This is a genomic window from Streptomyces sp. NPDC088261 (assembly GCF_044740805.1).
Lineage (GTDB): Bacteria > Actinomycetota > Actinomycetes > Streptomycetales > Streptomycetaceae > Streptomyces.
Map to the genome: position 1 here is coordinate 64,799 of NZ_JBIURL010000010.1, position 15,427 is coordinate 80,225.

Annotated in this window: 14 protein-coding genes; 7 read left to right on the top strand and 7 right to left on the bottom strand. The window is 71.6% G+C overall.

Annotated elements, in window-relative coordinates; genetic code table 11:
- Positions 1 to 774: 774 nt before the first annotated feature.
- Together ACIODU_RS20370 and ACIODU_RS20375 are read right to left on the bottom strand one after the other, a co-directional pair.
- Positions 775 to 1,902: a diguanylate cyclase domain-containing protein gene (locus ACIODU_RS20370; RefSeq protein ID WP_401769244.1), complete on the bottom strand. Its 1,128-nt coding sequence runs from the start codon at positions 1,900 to 1,902 to the stop codon at positions 775 to 777.
- Positions 1,903 to 1,982: 80 nt separating this feature from the next.
- On the bottom strand, positions 1,983 to 2,783 hold the full coding sequence (locus tag ACIODU_RS20375; protein WP_401769246.1) for an enoyl-CoA hydratase/isomerase family protein: 801 nt from the start codon (positions 2,781 to 2,783) through the stop codon (positions 1,983 to 1,985).
- Between the two features lie 150 nt (positions 2,784 to 2,933).
- Here ACIODU_RS20375 and ACIODU_RS20380 point away from each other — a divergent pair, with 150 nt between their 5' ends.
- Positions 2,934 to 3,461 (top strand): spore-associated protein A, encoded by a 528-nt coding sequence (locus ACIODU_RS20380; protein WP_401769248.1) that lies wholly within the window; start codon positions 2,934 to 2,936, stop codon positions 3,459 to 3,461.
- A gap of 144 nt (positions 3,462 to 3,605) precedes the next feature.
- On the opposite strand, the gene ACIODU_RS20385 is transcribed toward ACIODU_RS20380, so the two are convergent.
- Together ACIODU_RS20385 and ACIODU_RS20390 are read right to left on the bottom strand one after the other, a co-directional pair.
- On the bottom strand, positions 3,606 to 4,772 hold the full coding sequence (locus ACIODU_RS20385; RefSeq protein WP_401769514.1) for an adenylate/guanylate cyclase domain-containing protein: 1,167 nt from the start codon (positions 4,770 to 4,772) through the stop codon (positions 3,606 to 3,608).
- A gap of 667 nt (positions 4,773 to 5,439) precedes the next feature.
- Positions 5,440 to 6,288, bottom strand: a complete 849-nt coding sequence (locus ACIODU_RS20390) for a biotin--[acetyl-CoA-carboxylase] ligase (RefSeq protein WP_401769250.1) — start codon at positions 6,286 to 6,288, stop codon at positions 5,440 to 5,442.
- A 148-nt stretch (positions 6,289 to 6,436) separates the two neighbouring features.
- On the opposite strand from ACIODU_RS20390, the gene ACIODU_RS20395 reads away from it, so the two are divergent.
- The 4 genes from ACIODU_RS20395 to ACIODU_RS20410 all read left to right on the top strand — a co-directional run bounded on the left by ACIODU_RS20395 (position 6,437) and on the right by ACIODU_RS20410 (position 9,133).
- Positions 6,437 to 8,023: an acyl-CoA carboxylase subunit beta gene (locus ACIODU_RS20395; protein ID WP_401769252.1), complete on the top strand. Its 1,587-nt coding sequence runs from the start codon at positions 6,437 to 6,439 to the stop codon at positions 8,021 to 8,023.
- A gap of 56 nt (positions 8,024 to 8,079) precedes the next feature.
- Complete coding sequence (locus ACIODU_RS20400) at positions 8,080 to 8,286, top strand: acyl-CoA carboxylase subunit epsilon (protein WP_401769254.1); 207 nt, start codon at positions 8,080 to 8,082, stop codon at positions 8,284 to 8,286.
- A gap of 80 nt (positions 8,287 to 8,366) precedes the next feature.
- Positions 8,367 to 8,495 (top strand): morphogenic membrane protein MmpB, encoded by a 129-nt coding sequence (gene mmpB, locus ACIODU_RS20405; RefSeq protein WP_272925716.1) that lies wholly within the window; start codon positions 8,367 to 8,369, stop codon positions 8,493 to 8,495.
- Positions 8,496 to 8,518: 23 nt separating this feature from the next.
- Entirely contained in the window at positions 8,519 to 9,133 is a 615-nt protein-coding gene (locus tag ACIODU_RS20410) for a nucleoside triphosphate pyrophosphatase (RefSeq protein ID WP_401769257.1), read from the top strand.
- Here the strand turns inward: ACIODU_RS20410 and ACIODU_RS20415 are convergent.
- The gene (locus tag ACIODU_RS20415; protein ID WP_401769259.1) at positions 9,068 to 9,556 is read right to left on the bottom strand and encodes a hypothetical protein; all 489 of its coding nucleotides are present in this window, start codon (positions 9,554 to 9,556) and stop codon (positions 9,068 to 9,070) included. The two genes, ACIODU_RS20410 and ACIODU_RS20415, sit on opposite strands and share 66 nt — an antisense overlap.
- Before the next feature lie 305 nt (positions 9,557 to 9,861).
- Between ACIODU_RS20415 and ACIODU_RS20420 the strand changes: the two genes are divergently transcribed.
- Positions 9,862 to 11,613 (top strand): acetyl/propionyl/methylcrotonyl-CoA carboxylase subunit alpha, encoded by a 1,752-nt coding sequence (locus ACIODU_RS20420; protein WP_401769261.1) that lies wholly within the window; start codon positions 9,862 to 9,864, stop codon positions 11,611 to 11,613.
- Positions 11,614 to 11,765: 152 nt separating this feature from the next.
- Entirely contained in the window at positions 11,766 to 12,365 is a 600-nt protein-coding gene (locus ACIODU_RS20425) for a TetR/AcrR family transcriptional regulator (RefSeq protein ID WP_401769263.1), read from the top strand.
- A 452-nt stretch (positions 12,366 to 12,817) separates the two neighbouring features.
- Here the strand turns inward: ACIODU_RS20425 and ACIODU_RS20430 are convergent, their stop codons facing one another.
- Together ACIODU_RS20430 and ACIODU_RS20435 are read right to left on the bottom strand one after the other, a co-directional pair.
- Positions 12,818 to 13,795, bottom strand: a complete 978-nt coding sequence (locus tag ACIODU_RS20430; RefSeq protein ID WP_356425038.1) for a DeoR/GlpR family DNA-binding transcription regulator — start codon at positions 13,793 to 13,795, stop codon at positions 12,818 to 12,820.
- Positions 13,796 to 13,940: 145 nt separating this feature from the next.
- The gene (locus ACIODU_RS20435; RefSeq protein ID WP_356425035.1) at positions 13,941 to 15,380 is read right to left on the bottom strand and encodes an NAD(P)H-quinone dehydrogenase; all 1,440 of its coding nucleotides are present in this window, start codon (positions 15,378 to 15,380) and stop codon (positions 13,941 to 13,943) included.
- Positions 15,381 to 15,427: the final 47 nt, after the last annotated feature.

Below are 15,427 nucleotides of genomic sequence, written 5' to 3' on the forward strand. Positions count from 1 at the left end.
GCTTGTCCTCAAGCGCCGGACGGGCTCTGTTTGTGGCGTCTGCCCGGGGCGCGGGCGCGGCTTACTGATGTCCTCAATCGCCGGACGGGCTTGATTTTGCCCGCGCGCCCGGTGCCGGGTGCGGTTACTGATTGTCCTCAATCGCCGGACGGGCTTGGTGGTGCCCGCTGCGGCCCGGTGGCCTTGGTGCGGGTCGGTTGCCGGGGGCCGGTCAGGGGTCGTGTCCTGCACTGCATGTTTTACGTCGCGTGCGGGGTCTTGTTTTGCGTAACGTTAGCCATGCGACACAAAACACGCTTTACGTTCCGGACACGACCCCTGCCCGTCCCCCTTCCAGGCCCGCGCCAAAACAACCCGGCCCGCACCGGGGCACTTCAAGCCCGTCCGGCGATTGAGGACATCGGTGACCCGCACCCGTCAACGGGCGCCCGCCCGGACGCACCCCCAGCCCGTCCGGCGTTTGAGGACATCAGTAAGCCGCGCCCGCGTGCCGGGCCACAACCACCCCCGGGAGCGGGCGGGGTCGTTCAGTTCACCCTCGGCGTGAGGGGGGTGGGGTCGGAGGAGGTGCGTGTGGCCGGACGTAAAGCGTGTTTTGTGGCGCATGGCTACCGTTACGCAAAACAAGACCTTGCACGCGCCGTAAAACATGCAGTCCGGACATACGTACCTCCGCAGGCCCCGCCCCCCGTCACCACGACAAACCCAGCCCGTCCGGCGATTGAGGACAAGTAGTAAGGCGCGCCCACCACCGGGCGCAAGGCAACAACCACGTCAACGCGCATCGCGGAAACGGCGGCGGTCTCCCGACGGGGGCGCCGTGTCCGCCAGGCGCAGCACCTCCTCGTCCCGCCCCGCCACCACCGGCCCCCCCGCCCGCGCAGCCTTCGCGCGATACTGCGCCGCGTCCGCCAAGCGGAACAGGCGCCGGGCGGACCGCACCTCCCCAATCGCGTCCCCCGTCGACGCGACCCCGCACGCCACCCCCTCCCCCAGTTCCAGCTCCGCCGCCCGCACGCACAGCTCGTCCGCGACCGCGATCACCTCGTCCGCCGACGGCCCCACCGCCAACAGACAGAACTCGTCCCCGCCCAGCCGCGCGGCCACCGCGCCCGGCAGTTTCGCCGCGCACAGGGACAGGACCGAGGCGAACCGTTCCAGCAACCGGTCGCCGACCGCGTGCCCGTGCGTGTCGTTGACCGTCTTCAGGCCGTTCAGGTCGCACACGACCAGGCTCGTGACGGAGCCGTCCGCCCGGTAGCGTCCCACCGCCTCGTCGAGCCGCATGTCGACCGCGCGCCGGTTCGCGAGCCCCGTCAGGGGGTCGGTGAAGGCGAGGCGGCGTACCTCTTCGAGCCGCTCCGTCTGGGCGATCCCGGACGCCACGACCGACGCGATGACGGTCGCGAAGTCCGCGTCGTCCCGGCCGAAGAGCGCAGCGCCCTTGGCCCGGGCCACGTACAGCTCACCCCACGCCCGCCCGTGCAGGATGATCGGCGCGACCACACAGCACCCCCGCCCCCGCCGCCGCAGCGCGGCCACGCGCTGGTGGCTGTAGCCGGGCGACCCGGCCGCCGCGCCCTCCGCCGTCTCGACCCAGGCGTTCGGGCCGCCGCCCCCCGCCCACCGCTCGTGCAGGAACTCCGCGATCTCCGGGAACTGGTGGACGGGATACGCCTCGGCCTCGGGGAACTCCTCCTCCCCCGCCACCCGCTCCCCCGCGTTCACGAGCACCTTGAGCCGCCCGAGGTCCCGTTCCCACACGGACAGCGCCGCGAAGCTCCCGCCGAGCGCCTCGCGCGCCCCCTGCGCGGCCGCCCGCCAGGAATCGCGCGGGGCCTGGGCCGACGCCATGGCCTGCGCCAGCGACACCACGGCTCGCAGTCGCCCATCCACTCCCATCGCTCCAGCTTAGGGCGCTTTGGGATGATTTGATCACTTGGAGCGAGGGCCGCTCACTCTGCGTTCACCCGCTCACCCGCTCACTCCCCGGGCCACTGCGGCGTCCGCTTCTCGTTGAACGCCGCGACCCCCTCAGGACGGTCGCCGGAGAACGCGACCGCCCGCCACGCCGCGTCCTCCACCTCCAGGCCGGCCCGCAGGTCCAGGCCCTGCCCGAGCCGCAGCGCGCGCTTGGCCGCGCGCAGGCCGACGGGCGAGTTCACGGCGATACGGTCCGCGAGGGCGAGGGCCTCCTCCCGGTCGTCGCCCTCGTCCACGAGCTGGTCGACGAGACCGAGATCACGCGCCTCCGCCGCCTTCACCCGCCGGGCCGTGAAGATCAGCTCCGCCGCGCGGGCCGCCCCGACCCGGCGCGGCAGCAGCTGCGTACCGCCCCCGCCGGGAATGACGCCGACCGAGACCTCGGGCAGCCCGACGACGGCCGTACGGTCCGCGACGATCAGGTCGCAGGCGAGCGCCAGCTCGAACCCGCCGCCCAGGGCGAACCCGTGCACGGCCGCGATCGTGGGCATGGGCAGCTCCAGGACCCCGGTGTACGCGGCCCGCGCGGTCGGCCGCTGCCGTACCAGGTCGCCGTCGGTGAAGGAGGCGCGCTCCTTGAGGTCCGCGCCGACGCAGAACGCGCTCGCGTGGCTGGAGGTGAGGACCGTGACCCGTACGTCCCGGTCCGCGCCCAGCGCCGTACACGCGGCGGCGAGGGAACGGGCCATCTCCGTGGACACGGCGTTCATGGCCTTCGGCCGGTCGAGGACCAGCTCGGCGACGTACCCGGACCTCCGTACGACGACGAAGTCCCCGTACCTCTGCTCGGACCCACCCATGGAACACCCTCCCGGTTAACGACGGTTCACCGAGATCATAAAGGCCCCGCATTTGGTGGCGGAAAGTTCCGTACAACTCTTTTCTTGATCGGCTGGTCTGGATTGGTGAGCACACAGAAAGTACTCGTGGAGTTACAGGGGGAAAAATTCATGCGTAAATCTCGTCGTGCGGCCATGGCCGCGGCCCTGACCGCGCTCGCCGTCGGAGGAACGACCGCCGCCTTCACCCAGCCCGCCGCCGCCGCACCGACCGCCGCGGCGGCCCAGGCCGCGTACAACGGGGTCTGTGGCACCGGCTACAAGGTCGTGAACTCGGCGGACATCGGCACACAGGGCACGGTGTACCTGACGTACAACGCCAAGAGCGGCTACAACTGCGCCGTCACGATCCGCAAGACCAGCGGTTCGCCGGTGTACATCTTCACCTCGGTGTCCGTCCCGGACACCTACGAGTCCGGCTCCGACGCCGGCGACTACCGGTCGTACGCCGGACCCGTCTACGTCTACGGGAAGGGCTACTGCGTCGACTGGGCCGGGGGCATCGCCAACCAGGGGGTGTGGACCTACGGCTCGAACTGCGGCGCGCGGGTGGCCACCCGGGTGACGAAGGCCGACGGGAAGTCGGTGCGGTCGACGGTCGCCGAGCCGCGTGCGGCGGTCGCGGGCGGTACGCGCTGAGGCGGGTGGGCGCCGCGCGCTGAGGGGTGCGGGTGGCGCGCGCTGACCCACCGCGGCTGCAGCCGCCGCAGCCGCTGATACACCGGCCGGTCCTCGTGTGCACCGGGGGCCGGCCTCCGGTGCGCCCGGCGTCGCCGGCCCGGCTCAGGTCGTGCGGCGGGCCAGGAGCCAGGGCTCGACCACACCGAGACCGCGGACGGGCCGCTGCCACATCGGCCGGAGCCCGAAGCGGTACGAGGGGGCCTCGCGCCCCTCCTTCTCCGCCTCGGCGGCGGCCTCGGCCGCCCCGGCCTCGGAGGCGGGGGCCTCGCCCGTACGGATCAGGTCCTCCGCGAAGGCGCCGTCGACCAGGACCGTGTCCTTGGGAGCTATCGAGGTGAGCCTGCTCGCGAGGTTCACGGTCGTGCCGAAGACGTCACCCATGCGGGTGGTGACCGTGCCGAACGCGATCCCGACGCGCAGCGCCGGCATCGTCTCGTCATGGGTCATCGTCTCGATGAGGCGCAGCGCGATCTCGGCGGCGGTGCCGGCGTCGTCCGCCGCGAACAGCACCTCGTCACCGAGGGTCTTGATCAGCCGGCCGCCGTGCGCGGCGACCAGGTCGGCGGAGGTCGTCTCGAACGCCTCCACCAGCTCGCCCAGCTCCTCCTCCTCCAGCCGGCGGGTCAGCCGGGTGAACCCGACGAGGTCGGCGAACCCGACGGCGAGGCGCCGGTCGACCATCTCGTCGTCGTCGGCGGCCTGCACGACGCGCCCGGTGGCGGCGGCGAGCTGGCGGCGCCACACGTAGACAAGGAACTCCTCCAGCTCGGGCAGGAGCAGCTCCACCAGGGGGTACGTGACCTCGGTCCGCGTCATCCCCGGCTCGGGCGGCTCCGTGAGCCCCTCCAGGAACGAGTCGATCTGCCACTCCGCGAGGCGGGCGGTGGTCTGTCCGGTGGACCTGGCCACCTGGATCGCCATGGGCTCGCTGAGCAGCCCGGCCTCCACGAGCCCGGCGAGGCGGCGCAGCGCGAGGACGTCGGCCTCGGTAAGGGCCTTGGCCTGCCCGATGTCGGCGAAACCCATGGCACGCCAGAAGCGGGAAGCGAGGTCCATGGAGACGCCGGCGGTCCTGGCGGCCTGGAAGGGGGTGTAGCGGCGGTCCGCGCCGAGGATGAGCTGCTCAAGCCGGATGGCGAGCGGGTCGTCGGTCGGTTCGGCCGTGTGGTCCACGATGTGGTGGGGGGTGGAGTGGGGGGAGGGGTCCGGGGTGGGGTCCGGCTGTGGCGGCTGCGCGTCTGCTCCGCCCGCGTCGTCGACGGTCACCAGCCGCCTCCTGCCCGTTCCCTGCGCACAGTCCTGCCGATCTGTCGTGGATCGGGCTCAACGATACGACAGGTGTGCGCTGGCTCACGGCCACGGGGCGGGTCGGCGTGGTCTTGGTCTTTTGTCCTCTTGTCCTCAATCGCCGGACGTGCTTCGTTTGTGGCCTCGGCCCGGGGCGCGGGCGCGGCTTACTGATGTCCTCAAGCGCCGGACGGGCTTGGTTGTGCCCGCTGCGGGCCGCGTTTTCCGGTGCGGGTTGTTGCCGGGGGCCGGGCAGGGGTCGTGTCCTGCACTGCATGTTTTACGTCGCGTTCGGGGTCTTGTTTGGTGCACCGGTAGTCACGCGACACAAAACACGCTTTACGTTCCGGACACGACCCCTGCCCGTCCCCCTTCCAGGCCCGCGTCCAAACAAGCAGGCCCACCCCAGGCGGGGGGGCGTTTTGCTCACCCTCGGCGTGAGGGGGGTGGGGTCGGAGGAGGTGCGTGTGTCCGGACGTAAAGCGTGTTTTGTGGCGCATGACTACCGTGAATGTCCGGGGCTCCCGAAGGCGCCGTAAAACATGCAGTCCGGACATACGTACCTCCGGAGGCCCCGGCCCCCGTCACCACGGCACACCCAGCCCGTCCGGCGATTGAGGACATCAGTAAGCGCAACCAAAAACCCCGGTCAACGCAGATGCACCACGTCACCCGCCCCCACCGGATACCGGCCCCCCGAAGCCATCGCCAAGACAAGGCGGCCGTCCCCATCGACGGCCACCGCCTCGCCCACCCGCTCCCGAGCACCCGGCAACACCGCCCGCACCGTCCGCCCCAGCGTCGCGCAGCCCGCCGCGTACGCCTCCTGGAGGCCCGACGTCGCCGGGTCGCCGTCCGCCTCGCGCCAGTCCACGTACCACTGCTCCAGCGACCGGAGGACGGACCGCAGCAGCGTGTCCCGGTCCAGGGACATCGCGTCCGCCAGCGCCAGCGACCCCGCCGTCGGGACCGGCAGCTCCGTCGCGCGCAGCGACACGTTCAGGCCGATGCCCACGACCACCGCCTCGTCCCCCGCGCGCTCCGCCAGGATCCCGCCCGCCTTGCGCTCCTCGCCGTCCACCGTGACCAGCAGGTCGTTCGGCCACTTCAGCGCGGTGTCGACGCCCCCCGACCGCGCCACCGCCGTCGCCACGGCCACGCCGGTGAGCAGCGGCAGCCACCCCCACCGGTGGACGGGCACGTTGTCGCCCGGCGTGAGGAGGACGGAGAAGAAGAGCCCCGAGCGCGCCGGCGCCGACCACCGCCGGTCCATCCGCCCCCGCCCCGCCGTCTGTTCCTCGGCCACGAGGACCGCGCCCTCCGCGCGCGAGGACGCTCCGGCCACCAGGTCGGAGTTGGTCGAGCCGGTCGTCGTGACGACGTCCAGGGACGTCCACAGGCCGCCCGGCCGGATGAGGCCGCGCCGCAGCGCCCGTACGTTCAGCGGCGGCCGCTCCAGGTCGGACCAGCGGCTGTGTGGGGTTTCGGGATCGGTCATGCGAGCCACCCTAGATGTGGCAAACACCGCACTGCCGAACCGTATCCGCGCCGATACGCTACGGATCAGTAGCCGGGCAGACAGCACGGCGCAGACAGCACGGCGTTAGACCCACCGCACCCGCAACCCCGCAGGGAGCCGCACCCCGATGTCCGAGCCCGGAACCGCCCACACCACCGCGGGCAAGATCGCGGACCTCCAGCACCGTATCGAGGAGGCCACCCACGCGGGCTCCGCGCGCGCCGTGGAGAAGCAGCACGCCAAGGGCAAGCTGACGGCCCGTGAACGGATCGGCCTGCTGCTGGACGAGGGCTCGTTCGTCGAGCTGGACGAGTTCGCCCGGCACCGCTCGACCGCCTTCGGCATCGAGAAGAACCGGCCGTACGGCGACGGCGTGGTGACCGGTTACGGCACGGTCGAGGGCCGCCCGGTCTGCGTCTACTCGCAGGACTTCACGATCTTCGGCGGCTCGCTCGGCGAGGTGTACGGCGAGAAGATCGTGAAGGTCATGGACTTCGCGCTGAAGACCGGCTGCCCGGTCATCGGCATCAACGACGGTGGCGGCGCCCGGATCCAGGAGGGCGTGGTGGCCCTCGGCCTCTTCGCCGAGATCTTCCGGCGCAACGTGCACGCCTCCGGGGTGGTCCCGCAGATCAGCCTGATCGTCGGCCCCTGCGCGGGCGGCGCCGTCTACTCGCCCGCCATCACGGACTTCACGGTGATGGTGGACCGGACGTCCCACATGTTCATCACGGGCCCCGACGTCATCAAGACGGTGACCGGCGAGGACGTCGGCTTCGAGGAGCTGGGCGGAGCCCGTACGCACAACACCACGTCCGGCGTGGCGCATCACATGGCGGGGGACGAGAAGGACGCCATCGAGTACGTCAAGTCCCTTCTGTCGTACCTCCCTTCGAACAACCTCTCCGAGCCGCCCGCCTTCCCCGAGCAGGCCGCGCTGGAGACGACCGACGAGGACCGCGAGCTCGACACGCTGATCCCGGACTCGGCGAACCAGCCGTACGACATGCACCGCGTGGTCGAACACGTGCTGGACGACGGTGAGTTCCTGGAGACCCAGGCGCTGTTCGCGCCGAACATCCTGACCGGCTTCGGCCGGGTGGAGGGGTATCCGGTGGGGATCGTCGCCAACCAGCCGATGCAGTTCGCCGGTTGTCTGGACATCAACGCCTCGGAGAAGGCGGCCCGGTTCGTCCGTACGTGTGACGCCTTCAACGTCCCGGTGCTGACGTTCGTGGACGTGCCGGGCTTCCTGCCCGGTCTCGACCAGGAGTACGGCGGCATCATCCGGCGCGGCGCCAAACTGATCTACGCGTACGCGGAGGCCACCGTCCCGCTCATCACGGTGATCACCCGCAAGGCGTTCGGCGGCGCGTACGACGTGATGGGCTCCAAGCACCTCGGCGCGGACCTCAACCTCGCCTGGCCGACGGCCCAGATCGCGGTGATGGGCGCGCAGGGCGCGGTGAACATCCTGCACCGCCGTACGATCGCGGCGGCCGGCGACGAGGCCGCGCAGGACGCGGCCAGGGCGGGGCTGATCCAGGAGTACGAGGACGCGCTGCTCAACCCGTACGTGGCGGCCGAGCGCGGGTACGTCGACGCGGTGATCATGCCGTCGGACACCCGGGCGCACCTGGTGAAGGGCCTGCGTCAACTCCGTACGAAGCGGGAGAGCCTGCCGCCCAAGAAGCACGGCAACATCCCGCTCTAGATGGCGTGGACGGTCTGGACGGCAGGCAGGAGACAGGTGGGAAAGGGGACATGGCCATGATCAAAGTGATACGCGGCAATCCGACTCCGGAAGAGCTGGCCGCCGCCCTGACGGTCGTCCAGGCGCGGGTACGGGCGACGGGCGCGCAGGAGGCCGCCCCGCCCGAGCCGCCCGCCGCCTGGTCCGCCCCGGACCGGGTGCTCCGCGAGCGGCTGCACCGGCCGGGGCCCCGCTCCTGGGCCCGCACCTACTGGCCCGGCTGACGGGCCTGGTCACCGGCGGGCAGGGCGCCTGAGTACGTGTACTCAGGCGCCCGGGACGGGATCGCCGGAGGATCGGAGGCATGCTGTGGTCCGACCCGAAGAACGAAGCACCCGAGGAACTGCGCGAGGGGCAGACCATGCTCCGCCGCGCCGGAGTGGTCCTCGCGCTCGCGATGATCCTGGCGATGCTCGTCCTGGGCCTGCTCTGACGTCCGTTAGCCCCCCGCCTACCATGGCCCGCATGACCGCTCCCCGCCGCAGGCTCGTCCTCGCCTCCGCCTCCCCCGCCCGCCTCTCCCTGCTCCGGCAGGCCGGGTTCGCGCCCGAGGTGATCGTCAGCGGGGTCGACGAGGACGCGCTGTCCGCCCCGGACCCCGCCGCGCTCGCGCTCCTGCTCGCCGAGGCCAAGGCCACCACCGTGGCGGCCCTCCCGGCGGCCGCCGGGACGCTGGTCGTCGGCTGCGACTCCGTACTCGACCTGGACGGTGAGGCCCTCGGCAAGCCCGCCGACGCCGAAGAGGCCGCCACCCGCTGGAAGTCGATGCGCGGCCGCGAGGGCGTCCTCAGGACCGGCCACTGCGTGATCGACACGGCGACCGGCCGCCGCGTGTCCGAGACCGCCTCCACCACCGTCCGCTTCGGCAGCCCGTCGGACGACGAGATCGCCGCGTACGTCGCCTCGGGCGAGCCGCTCCATGTCGCGGGGTCCTTCACGCTGGACGGCCGTTCGGCGCCGTTCGTCGACTCGGTCGACGGCAGCCACGGCAACGTGATCGGGCTCTCACTGCCCCTGCTGCGTCGGCTGCTGGCCGAGCACGGGGTGGCGATCACGGATCTCTGGGTCTGACGGGCCCACCAGCACCAGCACGACCAGTCCCAGCACCACCATCATGAACAGGAAGGCCGTCCACCCCACCAGCCCCACCGTCAACGCGCCGAGCACGCCGTGCACCACCGCGCAGGTGATCAGCAGGATCCGGCCGAAGCGGCCGGGGGCGCGGTTCGTGAGGGCCGTACGCACCATGGTCACCGCGCACAGGACGAGGAAGAGGGCGGTCACGCCGCCCATCGCCCACGTACCGGCGGACATGGCGTCGGGGTCGAGGCCGGCCAGGGACATCCGCTGGTTGTGGACGACCGTGGCGAGCACCCCGTTGACGAAGACAAATCCGACGGCTTCCACGAGCAGCACGATCGCGGCCACCCAGGCCACGGGTCTGCGTATCACGGCATCACCCTCTCCGGTTGTTACCGCCAGTACGGACGACATCGCGCACGCTACTCACCGGTAAACGGCCGGACAAGGGCTCGGGCGGAGGCAACGGACCATCTGCCCATTCGTAGAGAGTCAACAAAGAAACACGATCGAGCGCGGGGCACACTGACAGAGAAACGGACCGCACCCGACCGTTAGTGTGCGGGGGAGGATCCGGGCGTACCGTGGTGCCACAAGGGAATTCGCGACTTGGGCAAGCCTCGACTCACGCTCCGTGTGGGCAAGCTCACCACTGGGGACGGGTCGAGGGGGCGTGTCGGCAGTCCCTAAACTCAGCTTGTTCCAAGGAGGGAGCCATCGTGCGCAAGGTGCTCATCGCCAACCGAGGCGAAATCGCTGTCCGCGTCGCCCGTGCCTGCCGGGACGCCGGAATCGGGAGCGTGGCCGTCTACGCCGATCCGGACCGGGATGCCCTGCATGTCCGTGCGGCCGACGAGGCGTTCGCCCTGGGCGGTGACACCCCGGCCACCAGCTATCTGGACATGGCCAAGGTGCTCGGCGCCGCGAAGGACTCGGGGGCGGACGCGGTCCACCCCGGCTACGGGTTCCTCTCCGAGAACGCGGAATTCGCCCAGGCCGTCCTCGACGCCGGGCTGACGTGGATCGGCCCGCCGCCGCAGGCCATCCGCGACCTCGGCGACAAGGTCGCCGCGCGGCACATCGCGCAGCGCGCGGGCGCCCCGCTGGTCGCGGGCACCCCCGATCCGGTCTCCGGCTCGGACGAGGTCGTGGCGTTCGCGGAGAAGAACGGACTGCCGATCGCGATCAAGGCGGCGTTCGGCGGGGGCGGGCGCGGGCTCAAGGTGGCCCGCACGCTGGAGGAGATCCCGGAACTGTACGACTCCGCCGTGCGCGAGGCCGTCGCCGCCTTCGGGCGGGGCGAGTGCTTCGTGGAGCGGTATCTCGACAAGCCCCGGCACGTCGAGACGCAGTGCCTGGCCGACACGCACGGCAACGTCGTGGTCGTGTCGACGCGTGACTGCTCGCTCCAGCGCCGCCACCAGAAGCTCGTCGAGGAGGCGCCGGCGCCGTTCCTGAGCGAGGCGCAGAACGCGGAGCTGTACGCCGCGTCGAAGGCCATCCTCAAGGAGGCCGGGTACGTCGGCGCGGGCACGGTCGAGTTCCTGGTCGGGGCGGACGGGACGATCTCCTTCCTGGAGGTCAACACCCGCCTCCAGGTGGAGCACCCGGTCACCGAGGAGGTCACCGGCATCGACCTGGTCCGCGAGATGTTCCGGATCGCCGACGGCGAGGAGCTGGGGTACGGAGACCCGGCGGTGCGCGGTCACTCCTTCGAGTTCCGTATCAACGGCGAGGACCCGGGCCGCGGCTTCCTGCCCGCGCCCGGTACGGTCACCACGTTCGCGCCGCCCACCGGCCCCGGTGTCCGCCTGGACGCGGGCGTCGAGTCCGGCAGCGTGATCGGCCCGGCGTGGGACTCCCTGCTGGCCAAGCTGATCATCACCGGCGCCACCCGCGAGCAGGCGCTCCAGCGCGCGGCGCGCGCGCTCGCCGAGTTCGACGTGCAGGGCATGGCCACGGCGATCCCCTTCCACCGCGCGGTGGTCGTGGACCCGGCCTTCACCGCCGACCCGTTCACGATCCACACGCGGTGGATCGAGACGGAATTCGTCAACACCGTTCCGGCGTTCGCCGTGGCGGCCGACGGGGACGAGGACGAGTCGGGCCGCGAGACGATCGTGGTCGAGGTGGGCGGCAAGCGCCTGGAGGTCTCGCTGCCGACCAGCCTGGGCATGACCCTCGCCCGTACGGGCCTGGCCGCCGGCGCGCGCCCCAAACGGCGCGCGGCCAAGAAGTCGGGCCCCGCCGCCTCCGGCGACTCCCTCGCGTCCCCGATGCAGGGCACGATCGTCAAGGTCGCGGTGGAGGAGGGCCAGGAGGTCAAGGAGGGCGAGCTGATCGTCGTCCTGGAGGCCATGAAGATGGAACAGCCCCTCAACGCCCACCGCTCGGGCACGGTCAAGGGCCTGAACGCCACGGTCGGTTCCTCGGTCACCTCGGGCGCCCTGATCTGCGAGATCAAGGACTGACGACCCCGTCACGACGCTCGTCTCCGCCCCCGCCGGGTGTTCCCGGCGGGGGCGGTCGCGTGTCCGCGGAGGGATGTCCGGGCGGGGCGGTGGCATCCTTGGGGCGACGGGGGCCGGTTCGCGGGCCGCCGGTGGGGAGACGAGGAGTCCGCATGACGGCGAGGAGTACGGCGCAGGCGCCGCCCCGGCCCATGCGCGCCGACGCGCGGCGCAACTACGAGCGGTTGCTGACGGAGGCCCGGACCAGTTTCGCGGCGCACGGCACGGACGCGTCGCTGGAGGACGTGGCGCGGCGGGCGGGGGTGGGCATCGGCACGCTCTACCGTCACTTCCCCACCCGGCAGGCCCTGCTCAGCGCGGTCTTCCAGGAGGCGCTGGCCGCGCTGCTGGAACACTCGCGCGAACTGGCGGGGGCGGAGCAGCCGTGCGGCGCGCTGGTCGAGTGGCTGCGGGCGTTGATCACCCACGCGGGTGAGTACCGCGGCCTCTCCCGCGCGCTCATGTCGGCGTCGCACGACGAGAGTTCGGCGCTGTCGGAGTGCAGCGTGCCGCTGCGGGCGGCGGGCGAGCGGCTGCTCGTACGGGCGCAGCGGGGCGGTCACGTACGCCCCGAGGTGTCCATCGACGACCTGATGCAGCTCACGAACGCGATCGCCCTGGCAGCCGAACAGTCCCCCACGGACCCGTCCCTGGCGGACCGCCTACTGACCCTGACCCTGACGGGCCTGAAACCAACACCCACCCTGGCCTGAGACCACGAGCGACACGCTCCCAGCCGGGACCCACCCACTTCCAGCCCGTGCGGCCACATCAAGCCGGGATCCGGCCACTTCAACCGCGCCCGGCCACTTCAACCCGGGGTCCGGCCACTTCAAGCCCGTCCGGCCACATCAAGCCGAGGTCCGACCACTTCCAGCCCGTGCGGCCACTTCCAGCCGAGGTCCGACCACTTCAACCGCGCCCGGCCACTTCAAGCCGGGGTCCGGCCACTTCCAGCCCGTCCGGCGCTTGAGGACACCACGACCCGCGCCGCACATCAAGCCCGCCCGGCCACATCAAGCCCGTCCGGCGATTGAGGACACCGCGACCCGCGCCCAGCACCGTTTCAAGCCCGTCCGGCGATTGAGGACACCCACCCGCGCCACCACGGCGAGGCGGCCGCGCACCCCCCGCACCCCAACGGCAAAGCGCGCCGCACCGCCCGTCAGCGACGCCGCATGTCCGCCACCCGCGCCCGCTCCGACGGCTCCGCAAGGGCCGCCGCGGCTGCCGCACTGCGGAGCTGCGGCCCCGGCCCGCCCGGTGTATGCGTACGACGCTGGCCGGGAAGGGGTACGTCCCGGCGGGACCGGCCACCCGGCGGGACGCCCTCACCCGACGGGGTGCCGGATCCCGCGGGCCCCGTGCCCGCGACCGTGATCTGCACACCCTGGTCGGCGAGCGCCTGGAGCTCCGTCCCCGCGCGATCGTCGTGCGCGGGCGGTTCGTCGGTGACCAGCCGGCTGATCAGGTCGGTCGGCACCGTCTGGAACATGGTGTCCGTACCGAGCTTGGTGTGGTCGGCCAGGACGACGACCTCCGCCGCCGCCTGCACCAGCGCCCGGTCCACGCTCGCCGAGAGCATGTTGGACGTGGACAGGCCGCGCTCGGCCGTCAGCCCGCTCCCGGAGAGGAACGCGCGGCTGACCCGCAACCCCTGGAGCGACTGCTCGGCCCCGCTGCCGACCAGCGCGTAGTTGGAACCACGCAGTGTCCCGCCCGTCATGACGACCTCGACGCGGTTGGCGTGCGCGAGGGCCTGGGCGACCAGCAGGGAGTTGGTGACGACGGTCAGACCGGGGATCCGCGCGAGCCGGCGGGCCAGCTCCTGCGTGGTCGTACCGGCGCCGACGACCACGGCCTCGCCCTCTTCGACGAGACTCGCGGCGAGGTCGGCGATGGCCGTCTTCTCCGCCGTTGCGAGATGGGACTTTTGCGGAAAGCCGGATTCTCGCGTGAAACCGCCCGGCAGTACCGCACCGCCGTGCCGGCGGTCGAGGAGTCCTTCTGCCTCCAGCGCCCGCACGTCCCGCCGGACGGTCACTTCGGAGGTCTGGACGACACGGGCGAGCTCACGGAGGGACACGGCCCCGTTGGCGCGCACCATTTCGAGGATCAGTTGGCGACGTTCTGCAGCGAACACGAAACTGACAGTAACCCCAACGACCGTCTGCTTTCAGCAGTTTGCGGCGAATAACAGAAGTTGTACACAGACGAGCGTCGCAAGTGGTATTGGACGACCGGCCCCGGACCACACCGCCGGCACCGACCGGCCACCGCCCGCGCGGTCAGGCCTCCTCGGCCGCCCTCTTCGTGTGCAACTGCCGCGCCACCTCGGCGATCGAGCCCGACAGGGACGGGTACACCGTGAAGGTGTTCGCGATCTGCTCGACCGTGAGGCTGTTGTCCACGGCGACCGCGATCGGGTGGATCAGCTCGCTCGCCCGCGGCGCCACAACGACGCCGCCGACCACGATTCCCGTACCGGGACGAGCGAATATCTTGACGAAGCCGTCCCGGATGCCCTGCATCTTCGCGCGCGGGTTGCGCAGCAGCGGCAGCTTGACGACCCGCGCCTCGATCTTGCCGCTGTCGACGTCCGACTGGCTGTAGCCGACGGTCGCGATCTCCGGGTCCGTGAAGACGTTCGACGAGACCGTCTTGAGGTTCAGCGGGGCCACCGCGTCCCCCAGGAAGTGGTACATCGCGATACGGCCCTGCATCGCCGCGACGGACGCGAGGGCGAAGATGCCGGTCACGTCACCGGCCGCGTACACGCCGGGCGCGGACGTACGGGAGACCCGGTCGGTCTTGATGTGGCCCGAGTCCTTCACCACGACCCCGGCCTCTTGGAGGCCCATCCCGCGCGTGTTGGGGATCGCGCCGACCGCCATCAGGCAGTGCGTACCGGAGATGACCCGGCCGTCCGAGAGCGTCACCTCGACACGGTCGCCGACCCGCTTGACGGCCTCGGCGCGGGAACGGGACATCACGTTCATGCCGCGGCGGCGGAAGACGTCCTCCAGGACGGCGGCGGCGTCCGGGTCCTCGCCCGGCAGCACCCGGTCGCGGGAGGAGACGAGCGTCACGCGCGAGCCGAGCGCCTGGTACGCGCCGGCGAACTCCGCGCCCGTCACACCCGAGCCGACCACGATCAGCTCCTCGGGCAGCTCGTCGAGGTCGTACACCTGGGTCCAGTTGAGGATCCGCTCGCCGTCCGGCCGCGCGTCCGGGATCTCCCGGGGGTGCGCGCCGGTCGCGATCAGGACGGCGTCGGCGGTCAGCGACTCCTCCGTGCCGTCCGCCGCCCGCACGATGACCTGGCGCGAGCCGTCCACGGCCTGCCGGCCGTCGAGCCGGCCCCGGCCGCGCATGACGCGCGCGCCGGCCCGGGTGACGGAGGCGGTGATGTCGTGGGACTGGGCGAGGGCGAGCCGCTTCACCCGGCGGTTGACCTTGCCGAGGTCGACGCCGACGACCCGGGCCTTCTGTTCGAGGGGAGGCGTGTCGTCCGCGACGATGATGCCCAGCTCCTCGTACGAGGAGTCGAAGGACGTCATCACCTCGGCCGTCGCGATGAGCGTCTTCGACGGCACGCAGTCGGTCAGCACCGACGCGCCGCCGAGCCCGTCGCAGTCGACGACCGTCACCTCCGCGCCGAGCTGGGCGCCCACCAGGGCCGCCTCGTAGCCGCCGGGTCCGCCGCCGATGATCACGATCCGGGTCACGAAAAAGTCCGCCTCGCATGGTCGACCCGGCCCATCGACACCCCGGC

Coding starts and splice junctions, on each gene's coding strand:
- ACIODU_RS20390 (WP_401769250.1), bottom strand. CDS start 6,288: ATGACCGATCCCGAAACCCCACACAGCCGCTGGTCCGACCTGGAGCGG.
- ACIODU_RS20375 (WP_401769246.1), bottom strand. CDS start 2,783: ATGGGTGGGTCCGAGCAGAGGTACGGGGACTTCGTCGTCGTACGGAGG.
- ACIODU_RS20370 (WP_401769244.1), bottom strand. CDS start 1,902: ATGGGAGTGGATGGGCGACTGCGAGCCGTGGTGTCGCTGGCGCAGGCC.
- ACIODU_RS20410 (WP_401769257.1), top strand. CDS start 8,519: ATGGCCCGCATGACCGCTCCCCGCCGCAGGCTCGTCCTCGCCTCCGCC.
- ACIODU_RS20425 (WP_401769263.1), top strand. CDS start 11,766: ATGACGGCGAGGAGTACGGCGCAGGCGCCGCCCCGGCCCATGCGCGCC.
- ACIODU_RS20415 (WP_401769259.1), bottom strand. CDS start 9,556: ATGTCGTCCGTACTGGCGGTAACAACCGGAGAGGGTGATGCCGTGATA.
- ACIODU_RS20380 (WP_401769248.1), top strand. CDS start 2,934: ATGCGTAAATCTCGTCGTGCGGCCATGGCCGCGGCCCTGACCGCGCTC.
- ACIODU_RS20400 (WP_401769254.1), top strand. CDS start 8,080: ATGATCAAAGTGATACGCGGCAATCCGACTCCGGAAGAGCTGGCCGCC.
- ACIODU_RS20395 (WP_401769252.1), top strand. CDS start 6,437: ATGTCCGAGCCCGGAACCGCCCACACCACCGCGGGCAAGATCGCGGAC.
- mmpB (WP_272925716.1), top strand. CDS start 8,367: ATGCTGTGGTCCGACCCGAAGAACGAAGCACCCGAGGAACTGCGCGAG.